The 17,095-nt window shown below is 63.1% G+C and carries 23 protein-coding genes; 17 read left to right on the top strand and 6 right to left on the bottom strand.

The genetic code is table 11. The features are described from left to right. Positions 1-67: 67 nt before the first annotated feature. Positions 68-532, bottom strand: coding sequence for a carboxymuconolactone decarboxylase family protein (locus FJ964_RS04660; protein WP_140549274.1), 465 nt, complete (start codon positions 530-532; stop codon positions 68-70). Positions 533-617: 85 nt separating this feature from the next. Between FJ964_RS04660 and FJ964_RS04655 the strand changes: the two genes are divergently transcribed. From FJ964_RS04655 to FJ964_RS04645, 3 genes are read left to right on the top strand one after another with little or no spacing between them, the layout of a single operon-like run. Further along, on the top strand, positions 618-1,277 hold the full coding sequence (locus tag FJ964_RS04655) for a TetR/AcrR family transcriptional regulator (protein ID WP_140549273.1): 660 nt from the start codon (positions 618-620) through the stop codon (positions 1,275-1,277). 37 nt (positions 1,278-1,314) lie between these two features. Then, positions 1,315-1,926: a hypothetical protein gene (locus FJ964_RS04650; RefSeq protein WP_140549272.1), complete on the top strand. Its 612-nt coding sequence runs from the start codon at positions 1,315-1,317 to the stop codon at positions 1,924-1,926. Then, positions 1,923-2,771, top strand: a complete 849-nt coding sequence (locus tag FJ964_RS04645) for a 23S rRNA (adenine(2030)-N(6))-methyltransferase RlmJ (RefSeq protein WP_140549271.1) — start codon at positions 1,923-1,925, stop codon at positions 2,769-2,771. The genes FJ964_RS04650 and FJ964_RS04645 overlap by 4 nt, the downstream gene beginning before the upstream one ends. A gap of 59 nt (positions 2,772-2,830) precedes the next feature. Here FJ964_RS04645 and FJ964_RS04640 read toward each other — a convergent pair whose 3' ends face one another. Next, on the bottom strand, positions 2,831-3,637 hold the full coding sequence (locus tag FJ964_RS04640) for an AraC family transcriptional regulator (RefSeq protein WP_140549270.1): 807 nt from the start codon (positions 3,635-3,637) through the stop codon (positions 2,831-2,833). A 183-nt stretch (positions 3,638-3,820) separates the two neighbouring features. Here FJ964_RS04640 and FJ964_RS04635 point away from each other — a divergent pair, with 183 nt between their 5' ends. From FJ964_RS04635 to FJ964_RS04615, 5 genes are all read left to right on the top strand, one after another. Further along, complete coding sequence (locus FJ964_RS04635; protein ID WP_140549269.1) at positions 3,821-4,261, top strand: VOC family protein; 441 nt, start codon at positions 3,821-3,823, stop codon at positions 4,259-4,261. An 18-nt stretch (positions 4,262-4,279) separates the two neighbouring features. Next, positions 4,280-4,645, top strand: coding sequence for a DoxX family protein (locus FJ964_RS04630; protein ID WP_140549268.1), 366 nt, complete (start codon positions 4,280-4,282; stop codon positions 4,643-4,645). A 113-nt stretch (positions 4,646-4,758) separates the two neighbouring features. Beyond that, positions 4,759-5,211, top strand: a complete 453-nt coding sequence (locus FJ964_RS04625; protein ID WP_140549267.1) for a hypothetical protein — start codon at positions 4,759-4,761, stop codon at positions 5,209-5,211. Between the two features lie 132 nt (positions 5,212-5,343). Beyond that, positions 5,344-5,925, top strand: coding sequence for a TetR/AcrR family transcriptional regulator (locus FJ964_RS04620; RefSeq protein ID WP_140549397.1), 582 nt, complete (start codon positions 5,344-5,346; stop codon positions 5,923-5,925). Then, entirely contained in the window at positions 5,922-6,758 is an 837-nt protein-coding gene (locus FJ964_RS04615) for a DMT family transporter (protein WP_140549266.1), read from the top strand. Before FJ964_RS04620 ends, FJ964_RS04615 begins: the two co-directional genes overlap by 4 nt. A gap of 51 nt (positions 6,759-6,809) precedes the next feature. On the opposite strand, the gene FJ964_RS04610 is transcribed toward FJ964_RS04615, so the two are convergent. Beyond that, positions 6,810-7,121: a transcriptional regulator gene (locus tag FJ964_RS04610; protein WP_140549265.1), complete on the bottom strand. Its 312-nt coding sequence runs from the start codon at positions 7,119-7,121 to the stop codon at positions 6,810-6,812. A gap of 541 nt (positions 7,122-7,662) precedes the next feature. Here FJ964_RS04610 and FJ964_RS04605 point away from each other — a divergent pair. Together FJ964_RS04605 and FJ964_RS04600 are read left to right on the top strand one after the other, a co-directional pair. After that, complete coding sequence (locus tag FJ964_RS04605; RefSeq protein WP_140549264.1) at positions 7,663-8,109, top strand: histone; 447 nt, start codon at positions 7,663-7,665, stop codon at positions 8,107-8,109. A gap of 382 nt (positions 8,110-8,491) precedes the next feature. Continuing rightward, positions 8,492-9,088, top strand: coding sequence for a glutathione S-transferase family protein (locus FJ964_RS04600; RefSeq protein WP_140549263.1), 597 nt, complete (start codon positions 8,492-8,494; stop codon positions 9,086-9,088). 62 nt (positions 9,089-9,150) lie between these two features. Here FJ964_RS04600 and FJ964_RS04595 read toward each other — a convergent pair whose 3' ends face one another. Next, the gene (locus tag FJ964_RS04595; protein WP_140494406.1) at positions 9,151-9,807 is read right to left on the bottom strand and encodes an outer membrane protein; all 657 of its coding nucleotides are present in this window, start codon (positions 9,805-9,807) and stop codon (positions 9,151-9,153) included. A gap of 411 nt (positions 9,808-10,218) precedes the next feature. Here FJ964_RS04595 and FJ964_RS04590 point away from each other — a divergent pair, with 411 nt between their 5' ends. From FJ964_RS04590 to FJ964_RS04565, 6 genes are all read left to right on the top strand, one after another. Further along, positions 10,219-10,980 carry an SDR family oxidoreductase gene (locus FJ964_RS04590; RefSeq protein WP_140549262.1) on the top strand — a complete coding sequence of 254 codons (762 nt, stop codon included), beginning with the start codon at positions 10,219-10,221 and terminating at the stop codon, positions 10,978-10,980. Then, entirely contained in the window at positions 10,977-13,040 is a 2,064-nt protein-coding gene (gene uvrC, locus FJ964_RS04585) for an excinuclease ABC subunit UvrC (protein ID WP_140549261.1), read from the top strand. Before FJ964_RS04590 ends, uvrC begins: the two co-directional genes overlap by 4 nt. Positions 13,041-13,202: 162 nt before the next feature. Further along, entirely contained in the window at positions 13,203-13,799 is a 597-nt protein-coding gene (gene pgsA, locus FJ964_RS04580) for a CDP-diacylglycerol--glycerol-3-phosphate 3-phosphatidyltransferase (protein ID WP_140494400.1), read from the top strand. 2 nt (positions 13,800-13,801) lie between these two features. Continuing rightward, complete coding sequence (moaD, locus tag FJ964_RS04575) at positions 13,802-14,056, top strand: molybdopterin converting factor subunit 1 (RefSeq protein WP_140549260.1); 255 nt, start codon at positions 13,802-13,804, stop codon at positions 14,054-14,056. A 1-nt stretch (position 14,057) separates the two neighbouring features. Next, the gene (locus FJ964_RS04570; protein ID WP_140549259.1) at positions 14,058-14,537 is read left to right on the top strand and encodes a molybdenum cofactor biosynthesis protein MoaE; all 480 of its coding nucleotides are present in this window, start codon (positions 14,058-14,060) and stop codon (positions 14,535-14,537) included. A gap of 92 nt (positions 14,538-14,629) precedes the next feature. Then, a complete protein-coding gene (locus FJ964_RS04565) occupies positions 14,630-15,394 on the top strand; it encodes a YbaY family lipoprotein (protein ID WP_140549258.1) in 765 nt (254 codons plus the stop codon). Between the two features lie 26 nt (positions 15,395-15,420). On the opposite strand, the gene FJ964_RS04560 is transcribed toward FJ964_RS04565, so the two are convergent. Then, complete coding sequence (locus tag FJ964_RS04560; protein WP_140549257.1) at positions 15,421-16,029, bottom strand: class I SAM-dependent methyltransferase; 609 nt, start codon at positions 16,027-16,029, stop codon at positions 15,421-15,423. 132 nt (positions 16,030-16,161) lie between these two features. Continuing rightward, on the bottom strand, positions 16,162-16,584 hold the full coding sequence (gene ndk, locus FJ964_RS04555; protein ID WP_010915217.1) for a nucleoside-diphosphate kinase: 423 nt from the start codon (positions 16,582-16,584) through the stop codon (positions 16,162-16,164). Between the two features lie 243 nt (positions 16,585-16,827). Between ndk and FJ964_RS04550 the strand changes: the two genes are divergently transcribed. Beyond that, positions 16,828-17,076, top strand: coding sequence for a DUF2934 domain-containing protein (locus tag FJ964_RS04550; protein WP_224713240.1), 249 nt, complete (start codon positions 16,828-16,830; stop codon positions 17,074-17,076). Positions 17,077-17,095 lie beyond the last annotated feature (19 nt).

The following is a 17,095-nucleotide window of genomic DNA, read 5'->3' as shown; positions in this document are numbered from 1 at the left end:
ATGACGGCGCTGCCGGATGACGGCAGGTCCGCGGTGGCCCGCAGGCGCGGACCACCGCAGCGTCGTTTCATTGCCCGCCCATTTCCTTCTTGAACGTGTCGAAATCGACCTGCATGCCATTGAAGATGGTGCTCCAATGGCGGGTCAGCGCCGCCATCGCCACCGCCTCCTGGATTTCCTCATCGGTAGCGCCGGCGCGCTTGGCGTCTTGCGTGTCCGACCAGATGCAGTAGTTGCACGGGATCTGCGCCGCCACCGCCAGCGAAATCAATGACTTTACTTTTGGCGGCAGCGCCGTCTTGTCGCTGAGTTCGATGGCCTTGACCTCGGCCCAGGCGCCGGGCAGACCCGCTTTGGGAAGTTGCTTCACAAAGCTCGGCACGCCGCCCATGGTCGACTGGATGTCCTTTATGGTTGCATCGTAGTCATCGGCATAGGCAGGGGCCGCGGCGAGGACGCAGGCCACGGCGGTTAGAGCCAACGCACGATGGAAGGAAGAATGCACGGATTTGGCAATGCGATGGTGTGACATGTTTTCCTCCTCTGGTCTTTGTTAGCCTTACTGTGTAAGGTGAAATGAAAAATGAACCTTACGCTGTAAGTTGTCAAGCGCGGCCATGGACTCATCGATCAAAAAAAAGCGAGCACGCGCACGGCTGTCCCGCGAGATGATCGAGGATGCCGCTTTCGAGGTGATCGAGAAGGAGGGTCTTTCCGGTTTTTCGATGCGCAAGCTCGCCGCCGTGCTCGGCTGCGAGGCGATGAGCATTTATCATCACTTCCCCTCACAAGCGCACCTCTACGAGGCGTTGGTCGATCGCCAGGTCAGCGGGATGGTTATCCCCGACGACAGCATGCCCTGGCGCGACAGGATTAGGATGGTCATGCATGAGTTCCGCCGTGTTGCGAGGGAGCACCCGGCCTTCGCACCATTCCTTGTCGTCTACCGGATGAATTCGCCGCCTTGTCTGGCCATGCTGAACGGCGTCATCGGCCTGTTCGAGGCTGGCGGTTTCGGCCCGGAACTCAGTGCCAGGCTGTTTCGCACCGCCAGCTATTATCTCATGGGCGCAATCCTCGACGAGACCGCGGGCTACGCCAAGGGCCCGTCGGCGGTGACCACCGTCGACGACGAGCAACTGGCGAAGGATTTCCCCAGTGTCATGGCGGCCGGGACCTATTTCGGCACCGGCGGTTTCGACAAGACGTTCGAACTCGGCCTCGACATGCTATTGGACGAAATGGAGCGCCTGCGCGACAGGGCCAATGCAGGCTGATTGTCCGGCAACGCCCGATTACAAGGTGATTCCCTGAATGCGCTTTCTGTTCCTGTTGATCCTGCTCGCCGGCATCGGCGTCAGCGCCATCTATCCATGGGCGATGACCAATTTCTCCGGTCACCAGATCGGCAGCTGGCGGGTCTATGATGGCGGCCGCTTCAAGCAAGTCACCGTGCCGCTTGCCGCGCGCGACGCGCCGGTAAGGGTGCTGGTCGACTTGACCGCGAGGGCCGAGCGCATCGTTTCGCAGCAGCGCACGGTGCTGACGCTGACAGCCGCCACCGGCGGTCGCACGGTGCTTGCCTCGACGCTTCAGTTCAATCATTCCGACAATCCGCGTCAGGCGAGCCCGCAACTGCCCGACAAGATCTTCCGCGATGAGGCCGGCGTGATCGGGACCGTCGGCCCCGGCCCCTATGTCTTCACCGTCGGTCCCGGCGACGCCGAGGACATTCCGATACGCGCGGTCGATCTTGTCTTGCGCTCCGGTGTCGGCGAGACCGACAGCCGTGCGCGACCGGTTGGCTTCGCGCTGATGGCGATCGGCCTGATCGGCTTCCTGATGTCCTTGCGTTCTGCCGGCGGCCGGCCGCAAAATCCGAATTCACAGCCACCGCCGCCACGCTGGGGCAGGGGCGCCACATGAACTATCGCCACGCCTATCACGCCGGAAATTTTGCCGACGTCGTCAAGCACGTCGTGCTGACGCGGCTGCTCGAATATCTGAAGCAGAAGGACAAGGCCTTTCGCGTCATCGACACCCATGCCGGCATCGGCCGCTACGATCTGTCCTCGCTCGAGGCGCAGAAGACCGGCGAATGGCAAGGCGGCATCGGCCGACTGGTCGATGCTGCGCCCGAAGCCCAGGCCGCAATGCTGCTCGCGCCCTATCTCGACGCGGTGCGTGCGTGCAACGCAGACGGTCAATTGAAAAAATACCCGGGCTCGCCGCTGGTCGCGCGGCACCTTCTGCGCAAGCAGGACCGGCTGTCGGCGATCGAACTGCACCCGAAGGATGTCGCGAAGCTGAAGACGGAATTCGCCGGCGATTTCCAGACAAGGGTGATCGAGCTCGACGGCTGGCTGGCGCTCGGCGCGCACCTGCCGCCGAAGGAAAAGCGCGGGCTGGTGCTGATCGATCCGCCATTCGAGGAAGAGGGCGAGTTCGGCCGCCTCGTCGACGGGCTGGCGAAGGCGCACAAGCGCTGGCCGGGCGGCATCTATGCGCTGTGGTATCCGATCAAGGACCGCAAGGCGGTGATTGGCTTCCGCAAGGCACTGAAGGAAACCGGCGTTCCGAAACTGCTCGACATCGAATTCGAAATCCGGCCCGCTTCGCAAGAGCCCAGCCTCGACGGCAGCGGCCTGGTCGTGGCCAATCCGCCCTTCACACTGGAAGGTGAATTGCGCATTCTCCTGCCGGCCCTGCACAAATTGCTGGTCTTGGAAAAGCCGGCGCACTGGACGCTGAACTGGCTGGCAGGGGAATAGCGGCGGCGGCGGAATGCCGGTTGCAGGCGGCGTCCTTGCAGATGCGCCGCGACAAACAGTTAAAGCGGTTCTGCGGCCGGCCCGGCTCCGCTCCGATTCCGCGATATGCCGTGCGCCAATGCCGAGGGCGTTATGCCCGACAGCCGCCGGCTTTCGCGGATGAGATGAGCCTGGTCCGAATAGCCGGCTTCCGCCGCCAGCACCGCGGTCGAGACATCGCCGGACACCCGTTGCAGGCGACGGAAGCGATGAAAGCGCAGGATGCGGTCGAGCGTCTTCGGCCCGTAGCCGAAACTCTCTTCGAAGCGGCGGCGCAAGGTCCTCTCGCTCAGGTGCAGCGCGCGAAGCAGAAAGGGCACCAGAGGCGCGCCGGCCGGCAGGCCGCGGTTAATGGCGTCATAAGCGTGATGCATCACCGGATCGAGGACCTCATGCCCGTCGCCGGATTGGCCGACGGCGTTCTCCAGGGATTTCACCAGGACAGCGAGATCGGGATTTGCACGGACATGGCCCGCGAGCTGGCGTGCCCTGGCACCCCATAACTCATTCAGGTCGAGCCGCTGTCCGACGATCTCGCTCGCCGGCATGCCCAGCCAGGCCGCGGCGGCACCTGGTCGGAAGCGGAAGCCGATGACCAGGGCGCCGGAGGGCAGCGCCTCGACCTGCGGCTCCTTGTCCGGGCCGGCGATGCGGAACCGGCCGTCGATCCATTGCAGGTCGATCGTCGCATCCGGCGTGATGATGACGGGTGGCGCGTCCTTTTCCTGCATGGAGTGGACCCATACCGAAGCGAACGCGCCGCCCAGCCGCGGATGCGCGGGGCGTTCACGGAAAAAGCCGGTGGTCTGTGCCGGTACCGCTTCCATTCATCCGCCTTCGTCGGCTTTCCAATTTGGCCCCAGCGTCGGCATTTTGGCCGAAATCTTCAATTCGCGGCGCCTCCGCCATGGCAAATCAAACGCAGCCTGTCGGGGATGGTTGCGCGGACCAGTCATACCCGCTCCCCGCCCGGCGGCGAAACAACGCTGACCCTTGAAAGGAGAATCGATATGAAAGCCCGAATAAGTGTCATCACGCTTGGCGTCGACAACCTGGAAGCATCGCTCGAATTCTATCGCACCGGGCTGGGGCTTCCGAGCGAAGGGATCATCGGCCGCGAGTTCGAGCACGGCGCCGTCGCCTTCTTCACATTGCATGGCGGATTGAAGTTCGCCATCTTCGAGCGCAGCAGCATAGCACACGATGCAGGCATCGCCCATGATGCGGGCATCGGCCAGAGCGGCCGCAGCCCGACCGAGCTCACCCTCGGCCATAATGTGGCAAGCGAGACCGAGGTCGATGCGGTGATGGCTGAGGCGATCAAAGCCGGCGCGCACCTGGTCAAGCCGGCCCAGAAGACTTTCTGGGGCGGCTATGCCGGTTACTTCCAGGATCCTGACGACCATCTCTGGGAGGTCGTCTACAATCCTGCCTTGGTTCCCGAAGACTGAGGCGGGCGGAGCCTGGCCATGGTCACCGATATCGCATCGGCGTTCGGCCTGCTGCTGATCGGCGGCGTTTTCCTTTGGGCCGGGGTCGAGCATTTCGTCAGGTTCAGGGCGATCTGCGAAGACCTGGCGGCGCGGCGGCTTCCGGCTCCGGCCTTCCTGCTCGCCGCCGGCTCGGTGCTGGAGGTGGCGGCCGGCTTCTGCCTCGCCATCGGCATCGTGGTGCCCTATGCCGCCGGCGCGCTCATCCTGTTCACGGTGGCGGCGAACCTGCTCGTCCTGCCTTTCTGGCGCCATCACGGGCCGGAAAGGCAGGTGCTGAGGTCCGCCTTCCTGGTCAACATCGCCGTTATCGGCGGGCTGCTGCTGGCGGCGCGCCTCGGCTGATGGCCGGTGGCCAAAGCTGGCGGCCACACCCTGGAAACCATTGTCAATGCAATCGCTTGACCGCCGCCCGGCGAATCCCGCACAGTGCACGCAATCGACCTTGAGAGGCTGCCATGACTCGCTTCGCCCGCTCCGCCCTTGCCGCCCTGATCTCGCTCTGCACGCCGTTTGGCACATCGCTTGGCTTCACCCAGGCGGCGCAAGCCGCCGATCTTGCCGTCTATTCTGACGAGGACAGCGGCATTTGCGGCGAAGCCTGGGTGCTGAACAAGATCACCAGCCGCTTCTCCTACCAGGTGCGGCACGTGCCGCACCTGCCGGATGTCGCGATCACCGATTTCCACCGCATCCACCAGAATCGCTACTTGCCGGCCAGCGAGGAATGGCCGATCGGCCGTCGCTATTGCGGCGCCACGGTCGCCCTCTCGGATGGCCGCGACCGCGCCATCTGGTACCTGATCGAGGAAGGCCAGGGCTTTGCCTCGATCGGCGACAATGTCGAATTCTGCGTCTCGGGCTTCGACCGCTGGATGGTCTACAACGGCCGCTGCCGCATCCTGCGCTAGCAGGCGGTTTCCAGTCTCGATTTCGTTAGCGCCTGCGGCTCCCAGCCGCGGGCGCCTTTGTGTTGTCTTGACAGAAGACGGAATCGATCGCATCGTGATGAGACAGACCTGTCTCATCACCTGGTGATCACTGTGGCATCATCGCCTGTCTCCGACAAACGCCAGCATGTCGTCGAAACGGCCTATGCGCTGTTCAAGCGCGCCGGCTTTCATGCCACTGGGATAGACCGGATCATCGCCGAGGCCGATGTGGCCAAGATGACGATGTATCGCCATTTCCCGAGCAAGGACGAGTTGATCGTCGAAGTGCTCGATCATCGCGCCAGGCGTTTTGAGTGTCAGCTCGATCGCTTGGCCCGGGAGTGCACCACGCCGGAGCAGAAAATCGGAAAAATCCTCGACTGGCACGAGCGCTGGTTCCACAGCCCGGATTTCCACGGTTGTCTGTTTGCTCATGCGCTGGCTGAGTTCGGCGACCCCCAACATCCGGTGTTCAAAGCTGCCGCCAGGCAGAAGAACGGCCTCAGGCAGCGTATGCAAGCAATCCTTTCGGAGGTAATGCCGCGCGGGCGGGCCGGGAGCGTGGCAGCGGCACTGCTGATGCTGATCGAAGGTGCCACCCTGATGGCGCAGATGGGACAGGCGGATATAGCCATCCGCGCCGCCCGCAAGGCGGCCCTGGGCATCATCGCCACTTCGCGCAAGCCGCAATGAGCCCGCTGGTCGTCGGGCTCGCGCTCTTTGCGGCGCTCCTGCACGCAAGTTGGAACGCTTTCCTGCGAACGGGAACTGACAGGTTGTGGACCGTCACTGTCATGAGCTTCTCCAGCACGGCCCTCGCCATTCCCTTCGTGATTTTCCATGCTCTTCCGGCCGCGCCGGCCTGGCCCTATGTCTTGTTCTCAGCCTGTCTTCAGGTCAGCTACAGCATGTTTCTTGTGGCCGCTTACAGACATGGCGATCTGGGGCAGGTCTATCCGATCGTGCGCGGCAGCGTGCCATTGCTGGTCACGCTCGGTGGATTTCTGCTCGCTGGCCAGCGGCTCACCATTCCAGAGACGGTAGGTGTCGCCCTCGTTGGGGGTGGAATCATGGGTCTTTCAATTGGTCGAGGACGAGCCACCGCCAAATCGATCCTCTATGCGCTCGCAACGGGAGCAATCATTGCCGCCTATGCGACCGTCGACGCGATCGGCGTTCGCGCGGCGGGCAATGCTGGCGCGTACACTGCCTGGGTCCTGCTGATCTACGGCTTGTTGCTGCCCGCGGCGTTCGTCGTCTGCCGCGGCCGGTTGGCCGTCGATCCGCAGGCGCCGGAAACCTGGAAGGCGCTCGGCGGCGGCGTGTTTGCGCTTTTAGCTTACGGTCTGGTGGTGGCGGCTTTCGCCTTGGGACCGGCCGGCCCCATCACCGCGATCCGCGAGACCAGCGTCGTCTTCGCGGTCTTCATCGGACGCCTGTTTCTCGGTGAGACGCTGACACCGCGGCGGGTCGGCGCCTGCGCAATCGTCGCGCTCGGTGCCATCTGCCTCGGATATCAGCCGTGACGAAAATGTGTGCCGGCATTTCGCGCCGACAACGCTTGCGCGATCGCAGTGCTACTTCCTGCCCCGCGTCGCTTCGGCTTCGCCGATGATCTTTCGAAGAAAGGCGATGTGACCGCGAAAAGCGCGGCGCCCGATCGTCGTTGCTCTGATCCGTGTCCGCGGCCGCCGCCCGATGAAAAGCTTTTCAACATCGACGTAGCCCGCTTTGGCCAGCGTATCGAGATGCGCGCCGAGATTTCCGTCGGTGGTTTCGATCATGGCCTTCAGCTGCGTGAACTCCAGCGCCTCGCGTCTTTCCAGCGTGTTCAGGGCGGCCATGATCCTGAGCCGTGTACTCTGATGGATGATGTCGTCGGCACTCATCAATTGGCTCCAATGCTGCGGACCTTGATCTGTCACCCCTATGGCTCTGCTGCCTCGGGCAGTACTAAGCCTTCGCCTTAGTGAACGACATCGAACGCACTTGCCAGAATACTCTGGCATGCAGAGTAATCTGTCAATTCAGTGATGAAGCCAGGCTTGACAAGGTGATCTCCAGATCGGCGCATCGCATTGCACTTGTAATCCGAAGGGACCGGTCGTCTGCAAAAGATGATCATTCTCTATAAGCCGCAGCTCATGATATTCGCGGCCGAAGATCGATGCGCGAAGCTGCTTCCTGATCTTTGCAGTCTCATGGCAGGCGCGCTCTCGCAGCGTATCGAGAATGTCGGTGCCAAATTTCTGGCGATATCGGAAGATCACGCCATATTTTTGCGACGATGAGTGCGATCATGTGTCGATCGCAACGAAAATTTAAGCTGAGAAAATCATATCATTGCTTCGCTGGCTAGCGAGGCGCGAGTCAGATAAGCATGACACGCCGGGCCATTAACGGTCGTCGGCATAACGCAAGGGGCATCGCATGGCTAAGCAGTCATCAAAAGCGCCGGCATCCAAGGCACCGGCAAAGAAAGCACCTGTAAAAGCGGCAGCGGCGAAAGCCGCGACCGCAGTCAAGAAAGCAGCACCCGCTGCCAAGCCGAAGGCGGCAGCGCCCAAGGCGAAGGCGGCACCGGCCAAGAAGCCGGCAGCCAAGGCCGCCGCGAAACCGGCGGCGAAGAAGGCAGCGCCCGCCAAGGCCAGCGCCGCATCCGCAAAGAAGGCTGCACCGGCCAAGAAGGCCGCTCCGGCAAAGAAAGCCGCTCCGGCAAGGAAACCCGCTGCCAAGGCCGCGGCCAAGCCCGCTGCGAAGAAGGCAGCTCCGGCCAAGGCTCCGGCCAAGGCCGCCGCGGCGAAGTCTTCGGCACCGGTGAAGAAGGCGGCACCCACCGCCAAGAAAGCAGCGCCGGCGAAGGCCGCGAAGAAGTAGTCACGTTTCTTCGCGCCGGGGACCGTGTCGGCAGAAATGAGGGCAGGTGCCGCTGAGGCCCTCGCCCTCTGCTCCGGCATTGGGGCGCAACGAGAGGGGCGGACGCCAGATATCTTTCGCAGCTCCCAGGACTTCGCCGCAGGGCGAAGTCCGGTGGGCTTTTGTTGCGCGCTATTGTGCGGCAGCGGAACGATCGTTGGTCTTGTCCGGCCTGTCGGAGTGTTGCCGTCATCACATGTGGCGCATCCGGATCAAGGCGTACAAGAGACCAAGGCATGCAGGAGTGGTCGCCGGCTGCTGGCGGCTGGTTTTTCCGCTTCTGGCTGTTGCGCGGGTAAGGGCGCCCGGTCAACAGTGGCGGCCTGCCAACAGGAACCCGACCATGCCGAAGCTGCTTTACGCCTCCACGTCCCCCTACAGTTCCAAGGTACGAATGGCGGCACTTTATGCCGGCATCGCCGTCGACCTGGCGCCTGTCAAAACCGAAGACAAGCCGGCCGAACTGATCGGCGCCAATCCGCTGGGCAAGATCCCCGTGCTGGTGCTCGACGACGGCCGCTCGATCCACGACAGCCGAGCCATCACCCAGCAGCTCAACCGGATGTCGAAGAGCGCGCTGTTTCCGCGCAATCCCGACAAGCGGCTGGAAGCGGAAGTGCTGGAAGCGTTGGCGGACGGCATCTGCGACTGTGCGCTATCGATGGTCTATGAGCGCCGCACGCGGCCCGAGGAGATGGTCTACCAGCCCTGGCTCGATCGCCAGTGGGCGAAGATCACCGCCGCGCTCGATCTGCTCAATGCCAATCCGCCGAAACTGCCGAAGAAGATCACCGCCGGCCAGATGGCGCTGCGCGCCTGCCTTGGGTACCTGACGCTGCGTTTCGCCGGGAAATGGGAAAAAGGCCGCAACCGGCTGGTCCGCTGGGCCGCGCGCTTCGATGAGAAATTCCCGGACCTGAAGCCCTGCGTTCCCGCGTGAACGGCCGACAATAAAAAAGCCGGGCGCGAGGCCCGGCTTCTTCGTGTCGTGGCTTGAACGACTTAGAACTTCATACCGACGCCGAAGGTGACGCGGTTGTCGGTGGCCTTGACCTTGCCGATGCCATCGAAGTCCTTGCTGCCGAAGTCGGTGTAGCGGTATTCGACGCGGCCGAACACATTGTCGGTCAGCTTGATGTCGGTACCAAGACCGGCGGTCCAGCCGATCATGGTGGCGCGGTCGCTGGCGCCGAGGACGCTGTCCTCCACCTTCAGGCTCCTGCCGGCGAGACCACCGGTGCCGTAGAGCAGGATTTCCGGGGTCACAGCGTAGCCGAGACGGGCACGCAGTGAGCCTTCGAAGCCGGCCTTGGAATCGATGCCATTATCGTCGCCCTTGACGCCGTTGTAGCCGAGTTCGGCTTCACCGCCGTAGACGAAGTTCTCCTGCTGCCACTGATAGCCGCCGAAGACGCTGCCGATGAAGCCCTTGGTATCGGTTTCAACGTCGAAATCCTTTTCCTTGGTACGGCCGCTGAAGCCATAGCCAAGATTAAGACCGGCATAGGGGCCGGCCCAGGACGCGACGGGCAGTTCGGCGACCGGGGCAGGCGCCGGCGGCTCTTCCTGGACCACATCGGCGGCATAGGCAGTTCCACCGAGGGCGAAGAGCCCGAGCGCTACGGCCAGGGGCCGTGCGAATTTGAGATTGGCTTGCATTGTTGTTTACTCCTTAAGCCACAGGACACAGGCTTGTTCTTACGATCGCCCATCAACCCGTCCGGGGGGTGAAACGGATCTGGCGTTCGTCGGTTCCAAATGTCGTGTCGAAATACGGCTGAAGCGAACCTGAACTTGGGTCATTCCCCGGCGCGAATAAGGCAGAAATTTGGCGTTGCATCTTCGCAACAGCGAAATGTCAGCAGATTGGCCGTGCTGCACCGCAGGTCGCTTGGTGCAAGGAGTCCAGCCTCCTATATTGTGTTGAGGCCGGCTCATTGCGGGCCGGCTCGAGATGCGGAACCGGCCGTTTCGCCACAATGTTGCCGCAGCTGCGAACGCCATTTAACGGGTGGCGGGCCATAATTTGCCGGCGCCTTCCTTCGCGCCGAAACCGAGGATTGACAACAGATGAGCAAAGCCACCGCGGCGCTGGTGACGGGCGGGGCAAAACGGATCGGTAGCGCGATTGTCGAGGATCTCGCCGCCCACGGTTTTGCCGTCGCCATTCACTGCAACCGCTCGCGCGATGACGCGGATGCGCTTGCCCAGCGGATCAACCGCGCCGGCGGCCACGCCGCCGTGGTCGCCGCCGATCTGACCGACATGGCTGAGGTCGGCCGCCTGATCGGCCGCGCCGAAGCCGCGCTCGGGCCGATCTCGCTGCTGGTCAACAACGCTTCGCTGTTCGAGGACGATTCGGTCCTTGACTTCGACTGGCAGGGCTGGGACCGCCACTTCGCCATTCATGTGAAGACCCCGGCGCTGTTGGCGCAGAACTTTGCCCGGGCTCTGCCAGCCGGGCAGGAGGGACTGATCGTCAACATGATCGACCAGCGTGTCTGGCGGCCGACGCCGCGCTATTTCTCCTATGCGCTGTCCAAGTCCGCCTTGTGGACGGCAACCCAGATGATGGCGCAGGCGCTCGGCCCGCGCATCCGCGTCAACGCCATCGGTCCCGGCCCGACCTTGAAGAACGCGCACCAGGACGACAGCGACTTTGCCGCGCAGCTCGCCGGTCTCATTTTGAAACGCGGCCCGCAATTGCCGGAATTCGGCGCCACAATCCGCTATCTCTGGGAAGCCCGCTCGGTTACCGGGCAGATGATCGCGCTTGATGGCGGCCAGCATCTTGCATGGCGCACGCCTGATGTGACAGGCATGACGGAATGAGTCCCGCAGAGCAGAAACACAAGATGCGTGGCGGCGCCGACGACCTGCCTCCCGAAATCGACCTCGAGGACGAGGCGGCGGAGGAGATCGTCGAACCGGCCGGCCCGGACGTCGCCTTCACCGCCATCGACTGGACGCCGCATGCCGGCGATGCCGACGGCATGGTCGGCGCCGAGGTGATCCAGACGCTGGTCAAGCGGCTGCCCAATGCGCCGGGGGTCTACCGCATGATGAATGCCAATGGCGACGTGCTCTATGTCGGCAAGGCCCGCAGCCTGAAGAAGCGCGTCACCAACTACGCGCAAGGCCGCTTCCACACCAACCGCATCGGCCGCATGGTGCGCGAGACCGCAACGATGGAGTTCGTCGTCACCCGCACCGAGATCGAGGCGCTGCTGTTGGAGGCCAACCTCATCAAGCGGCTGCGGCCACGTTTCAACGTGCTGATGCGCGACGACAAGTCGTTTCCCTACATCCTCTTGACGGGCGACCATGTCTCGCCCGGCATCTACAAGCATCGCGGCGCGCGTTCGCGCAAAGGCGATTATTTCGGTCCCTTCGCTTCCGCGGGCGCGGTCGGCCGCACCATCAATTCCTTGCAGCGCGCCTTCCTTCTGAGGAGTTGTACCAACTCCTTCTACGAGAACCGCACGCGGCCTTGCCTGCTCTATCAGATCAAGCGCTGCGCCGGTCCGTGCACCGGCGAGATCTCGCATAGCGACTATGCCGAACTGGTCGCCGAGGCGAAGGATTTCCTTTCCGGTCGCAGCCAGAAGGTGAAGACCGAGATTTCGGCCGCCATGCAGCAGGCCTCGCAAGACCTCGATTTCGAGCGCGCCGCCATCTATCGAGACCGGCTGGCGGCACTCTCGCACGTGCAGAGCCACCAGGGCATCAATCCGCAGACCGTCGACGAAGCCGATGTCTTCGCCATTCATCAAGAGGGCGGCCAGGTCTGCATCCAGGTGTTCTTCTTCCGCACCGGCCAGAACTGGGGCAACCGCGCCTATTTCCCGAAGGCCGATCCGGCGCTGGAAGGGGCCGAGGTGCTGGGCTCGTTCCTGGCGCAGTTCTATGACGACAAGCCGACGCCGCGCGCCATTCTGCTGTCGCACGCCGTCGAAGACCAGGAACTGTTGGCCGAAGCGCTCTCGACCCGCGCCGGCCGCAAGGTATCGATCTCGGTGCCGCAGCGTGGCGAGAAGAAGGACCTGACCGACAACGCGTTGCAAAATGCTCGCGAGGCGCTCGGCCGTCGGCTGGCCGAAACCTCGACGCAGGCCAGGTTGCTTGCCGGCTTCGCAGAGACCTTCGGGCTCGAAAAGCCGCCGGTGCGCATCGAGGTCTACGACAATTCGCACATCATGGGCACCAACGCCGTCGGCGCCATGGTCGTCGCCGGGCCGGAAGGTTTTGTGAAGAACCAGTACCGGAAATTCAATATCCGCTCGACCGAGATCACGCCCGGCGACGATTTCGGCATGATGCGCGAAGTGATGGAGCGGCGCTTTTCACGATTGCTCAAGGAGCATGGCGATGTGGCGCCCGACGATGCCGCGGCAGGCGAGGCGGATAGCGATGAGGGCGACATGTCAGGCGGTTTCCCTGCCTGGCCCGACGTCATCCTGATCGATGGCGGCCAGGGCCAGATGAGCGCGGTGCGCAAGATCCTCGCCGATCTCGGCATCGAGGATCGGGTCGTGGCCATCGGCATCGCCAAGGGCCAGGACCGCGACGCGGGCCGCGAGCGCTTCTTCGTCAAGGGCAGGGATTCGTTTTCCCTGCCGGTACGCGACCCTGTGCTCTATTTTGTCCAGCGCCTGCGCGACGAGGTTCACCGTTTCGCCATCGGCTCGCACCGGGCACGCCGCAAGAAGGAGATGGTCAAGAGCCCGCTCGACGAGATCGGCGGCATCGGCCCCAGCCGCAAGCGGGCGCTGCTGATGCATTTCGGCACCGCCAAGGCGGTCGGTCGCGCGGCAATCGAGGACCTGGTAAAGGTCGACGGCATTTCCGAGCAGGTGGCCAGACTGGTTTACAACCATTTCCACGAGAACTGATGCATGTCGCCCGAAAGCGGCCGTCAGCTCCCGGGCGAAGCAAGGGCGTAGCCCGCGAGATGACAAGATTGGCCTATTTTTGCTGGCCAATCGATTTTGGCCTGTTGACCCCCTACATCAGCTTCTGATTTGAGTACGCAGGCAGAAAGAGTTCCCCCGGATATGGCTCAGCGCGCGTTCAACCTTCCGAACATCCTCACCTACGCCCGCATTATCGCGGTGCCGCTGGTGGTGCTGTGCTTTTTCCTCGAGGGACATCTGAAGTCGAGCGACTTCGCCCGCTGGTCGGCGTTGATCATTTTCCTGCTGGCGTCCATCACCGATTATTTCGACGGCTATTTCGCCCGCGCCTGGAAGCAGACCTCTAACATCGGCAAGATGCTCGACCCCATTGCCGACAAGCTGTTGGTCGCGACATGCCTGCTGCTGCTCGCCGCCGACACCGACCGCCATGCCGGCATTGCCGGCTGGTCGCTGTGGGCGGCGATCATCATCCTGTGTCGCGAAATCCTGGTTTCGGGCCTGCGCGAATATCTGGCGGCGCTCAAGGTCTCCGTGCCGGTGACGCAGCTTGCCAAATGGAAGACCACCATCCAGATGGTCGCTATCGCCTTCCTGCTCGCCGGTCCGGCCGGCGACAAGATTTTTCCGCTGACCACGCAGACCGGCCTGGTGCTGTTGTGGATCGCGGCCCTGGTCACGCTTTACACCGGCTATGACTATTTCCGTGCCGGCCTCAAGCACATCATGGACGAATAGGGATGACGAAGCTCATCTACTTCGCCTGGGTGCGGGAGCGTATAGGCAAGCCGGACGAAGACGTGGACTTGCCGCATGGCGTCGACACCGTCGCGGACCTCTTGCGCTGGCTGAAGTCTCGCGGCGAGGAATACGAGCGTGCGCTGCAATATCCCGACGTGATCCGCGTCGCCATCAACCAGGAACATGTCGAGCACGGCGAGACGATATCAGGCGCGCGCGAGATCGCGCTGTTTCCGCCGATGACCGGGGGCTGAGATGGCCGGCGCGGTCGTACCTGTCGTGCGCGTCCAGCGCCCAGATTTTGACGTCGCCGCCGAAATCGCCAGACTGACGCGAGGCCGCGCCGACATCGGCGCTGTGGTCACCTTCTCGGGCCTGTGCCGTGACGAGCAGGGGACGCTCTCGGCCCTTGAGCTCGAGCATTATCCGGGCATGGCAGAGGCCGAAATCGCCCGCATCGCGGCCGAAGCGGTTCAGCGCTGGCCGCTGCAGGGCATCACCGCCATCCATCGTCATGGCAAGATCCGGCCAGGCGAGAACATCGTGCTGGTGGTGGCGGCCTCCGCGCATCGGCAAGCCGCGTTCGAGGCGGCGAATTTCCTCATGGATTATCTGAAGTCGCGCGCTCCCTTCTGGAAGAAGGAGCATCGCGCCGACGGCTCCGAAGGCGGTTGGGTCGAGGCCAAGGAGAAAGACGAACAGGCGGCAGGGCGCTGGAGGCCACCGTCCGAATAAATTCGGCCTCAGCCACGCATTGACCGCAATCCTTTGGCCAATTCGCTGTTGGTCAGCCTGGGCTGTGGCCAGCCCGGGGAAGGGAAATGGTCATGCTGGACAGGATAGCGGAGTTCTTCGTCTTCGGTTTCGTGCCTCTGGTCGTCGGTATACTTGCCGTGCCGGAACTCTCCATGGCCGCCGAAAAAGCCCTGAAAGGCGAGGTGACCTACCGCGAGCGCATCGCCTTGCCGCCCAATGCCGTGCTCTCGGTCCAGCTTGCCGATGTCTCGTTGGCCGATGCGCCCGCCAAAATCGTCGGCGAACAGAAGCTGACGCCGGCAGGCCAGGTGCCGATCAGCTTTATGGTCACATTCGATCCGTCCCGGATCCAACAGAGGATGACCTATGCGCTGCAGGCCAAGATCACCGTCGGCGACAGGCTCCTGTTCATCTCGGATGAGCGCCATCAAGTCGACCCGCTGACCGATGCGCCGCAAACCATCATGCTCAAGATGGTGACGCCAAGCACGGAGCCCATGGCTTCCGTTCTTGGTCAGCTTTGGCTGCTCGATTATGTCGACGGCATCGGCGCCATCACCGCGCCGCAAGCGACGTTCCGGGTGAGTGAAGCAGGCAAGGCCGGCGGCAACGGTCCTTGCAACAGCTATTTTGCCACCGCCAACCTCGATGGCCAGAAGATCGCGATCAGCGACATCGGCTCGACCTACAAGGCCTGCGCGCCCGAGGTGATGGCGGAGGAAAAGGCGCTGTTCGAGGCTCTGGCAAAGGCGGCTTCGTATAAAGTCGATGCCGGCAAGTTGACCATCGCCGACGGGAACGGCCGCGAGATCCTGCGTTTCAGCGCCGCGAGCTGATGCCATGAAACGGCTGTCGGCGGAGGTCAGCCGCCCATTTTTTCGAACACGGCGCCATAGTGGTAGGGCGGTACCTCGACCAGCTCGATGAATTTGAGGCCGGCCGCCTCGACGGCCGTGATGGTCTGTTCCGGCGACATCCTCAATTCGGTCTTCGGCCCGCGGGGCTCGCCGAGCACCGTGGTTTGTTCACGCGGCTGCCGATGCCAGTTGACGACAACAAAGCGTCCGGCACGGACGAGCGCTTCGCGCACGGCTCGCGCCAGCCGTGGCCGGTCGGGCACGCCGTGAAAGGCGTTTGCCATGAAGATGAAATCGACGGGGCGGGACAGCAGGCTCGCGAGTTCATAGGCATCGCCCGCTACGAGATCGAAATTCCTCGTGCCGTTTTCATTGAGCCGGCGACGGGTGACGTCGAGCAGGTCGGTATCGATATCGATGCCGACGACATGGCGGGCGACCTTGGCGATGGGCAACGCAAACCAGCCGTCGCCACAGCAGAGGTCGGCCACCTCCATGCCCGGCTTCAGCCCCGTTGCCGAAAGCACGGCACCGGGGTCGGGCCACAGCACCTCCCACCAGCCGCTCGATGGCATCTCGGTGCCCTGGAAGAAGCCGGGAATGGTGCTGGTCATGCTTCGTCGGCTCCCTGTGCCTGACCGATTTTAGCGCGGGCAAGGGTTCAACGGCAGTGCCGGATCGATCCGTTTCAATGAAAAAAGGCCGGCAATCCGCCGGCCTTTTTCGGTCACAATGCCAGAGTCGACTCAGCCGACGATCTCGGTGTCGGAGAACCAGTACTTGATCTCCTGCGCGGCGGTTTCCGGCGCGTCCGAACCGTGCACCGAATTCTCGCCGATCGACAGCGCATGCACCTTGCGGATGGTGCCTTCGGCGGCGTTGGCCGGGTTGGTGGCGCCCATCACCTCACGGTTCCTGGCAATAGCGTTCTCGCCTTCCAGCACCTGCACGATCGTCGGCGCCGACGACATGAATTCCACCAGTTCGCCGAAGAACGGACGGTCCTTGTGGACGGCGTAAAAACCTTCCGCCTCGCGGCGGCTCATCCACACGCGGCGCGAAGCGATGACGCGCAGACCGGCATCTTCCAGCATCTTGGTGATGGCGCCGGTGAGATTGCGCCGCGTTGCGTCCGGCTTGATCATGGAAAAGGTGCGTTCGAGCGCCATTGGGTCGTCCTTGTCTGGTTGGATTGGGAGTGGCGGGCTCTATACAAGCCGGCCGGCCCATTGCCAAGAGGAAGTCGATAGAGGTGTCGACAGGGGAAGTCGACGCCATGCGCGTTTGCATGCCGGGCCGATTATCGGCGATGCCGCCGCCAGCCCGAGATCGGACGGCTGCAATATAAGGCTTTGCTTGCTATAGTTGCGTGTCGGCGCCGCGCTGAGGTCGGCCCGTATGGAGACATGACCATGACAGACGACCGCCAGGAGCGCATTCGCAACCGCGCACATCAGATCTGGCAGGAAGAAGGACAACCTGCCGGACAGCATGAGCGCCATTGGCAACAGGCGACGGCCGACATCGACCAGGAGGATGCGGGGTCATCCGCGGTGAAGAAGGCAGCAAGAAAGGCGCCCGTCGCCGGCAAGGCAAAAACCGCGCCCAAAGAGGCCAAGACCGCCGCCAAGCCCGGCAAGCCAAAAAAGGCGGCCAAATAAGACCTGGCCATATCGGAGC

This window comes from Mesorhizobium sp. B2-3-2 (assembly GCF_006442295.1).
Lineage (GTDB): Bacteria > Pseudomonadota > Alphaproteobacteria > Rhizobiales > Rhizobiaceae > Mesorhizobium.
This window is presented reverse-complemented; position numbering and strand designations above follow the sequence as displayed.

Bases quoted from the DNA above. Each gene is read 5' to 3' on its own strand.
- FJ964_RS04615 (WP_140549266.1), top strand. From the start codon at position 5,922: ATGAGCCCGCTGGTCGTCGGGCTCGCGCTCTTTGCGGCGCTCCTGCAC.
- FJ964_RS04600 (WP_140549263.1), top strand. From the start codon at position 8,492: ATGCCGAAGCTGCTTTACGCCTCCACGTCCCCCTACAGTTCCAAGGTA.
- FJ964_RS04625 (WP_140549267.1), top strand. From the start codon at position 4,759: ATGACTCGCTTCGCCCGCTCCGCCCTTGCCGCCCTGATCTCGCTCTGC.
- pgsA (WP_140494400.1), top strand. From the start codon at position 13,203: ATGGCTCAGCGCGCGTTCAACCTTCCGAACATCCTCACCTACGCCCGC.
- uvrC (WP_140549261.1), top strand. From the start codon at position 10,977: ATGAGTCCCGCAGAGCAGAAACACAAGATGCGTGGCGGCGCCGACGAC.
- FJ964_RS04610 (WP_140549265.1), bottom strand. From the start codon at position 7,121: ATGAGTGCCGACGACATCATCCATCAGAGTACACGGCTCAGGATCATG.
- FJ964_RS04605 (WP_140549264.1), top strand. From the start codon at position 7,663: ATGGCTAAGCAGTCATCAAAAGCGCCGGCATCCAAGGCACCGGCAAAG.
- FJ964_RS04630 (WP_140549268.1), top strand. From the start codon at position 4,280: ATGGTCACCGATATCGCATCGGCGTTCGGCCTGCTGCTGATCGGCGGC.
- FJ964_RS04635 (WP_140549269.1), top strand. From the start codon at position 3,821: ATGAAAGCCCGAATAAGTGTCATCACGCTTGGCGTCGACAACCTGGAA.
- FJ964_RS04655 (WP_140549273.1), top strand. From the start codon at position 618: ATGGACTCATCGATCAAAAAAAAGCGAGCACGCGCACGGCTGTCCCGC.
- FJ964_RS04650 (WP_140549272.1), top strand. From the start codon at position 1,315: ATGCGCTTTCTGTTCCTGTTGATCCTGCTCGCCGGCATCGGCGTCAGC.
- FJ964_RS04640 (WP_140549270.1), bottom strand. From the start codon at position 3,637: ATGGAAGCGGTACCGGCACAGACCACCGGCTTTTTCCGTGAACGCCCC.
- FJ964_RS04550 (WP_224713240.1), top strand. From the start codon at position 16,828: ATGACAGACGACCGCCAGGAGCGCATTCGCAACCGCGCACATCAGATC.
- FJ964_RS04595 (WP_140494406.1), bottom strand. From the start codon at position 9,807: ATGCAAGCCAATCTCAAATTCGCACGGCCCCTGGCCGTAGCGCTCGGG.
- FJ964_RS04660 (WP_140549274.1), bottom strand. From the start codon at position 532: ATGTCACACCATCGCATTGCCAAATCCGTGCATTCTTCCTTCCATCGT.
- ndk (WP_010915217.1), bottom strand. From the start codon at position 16,584: ATGGCGCTCGAACGCACCTTTTCCATGATCAAGCCGGACGCAACGCGG.
- FJ964_RS04565 (WP_140549258.1), top strand. From the start codon at position 14,630: ATGCTGGACAGGATAGCGGAGTTCTTCGTCTTCGGTTTCGTGCCTCTG.
- FJ964_RS04590 (WP_140549262.1), top strand. From the start codon at position 10,219: ATGAGCAAAGCCACCGCGGCGCTGGTGACGGGCGGGGCAAAACGGATC.
- FJ964_RS04645 (WP_140549271.1), top strand. From the start codon at position 1,923: ATGAACTATCGCCACGCCTATCACGCCGGAAATTTTGCCGACGTCGTC.
- FJ964_RS04560 (WP_140549257.1), bottom strand. From the start codon at position 16,029: ATGACCAGCACCATTCCCGGCTTCTTCCAGGGCACCGAGATGCCATCG.
- moaD (WP_140549260.1), top strand. From the start codon at position 13,802: ATGACGAAGCTCATCTACTTCGCCTGGGTGCGGGAGCGTATAGGCAAG.
- FJ964_RS04570 (WP_140549259.1), top strand. From the start codon at position 14,058: ATGGCCGGCGCGGTCGTACCTGTCGTGCGCGTCCAGCGCCCAGATTTT.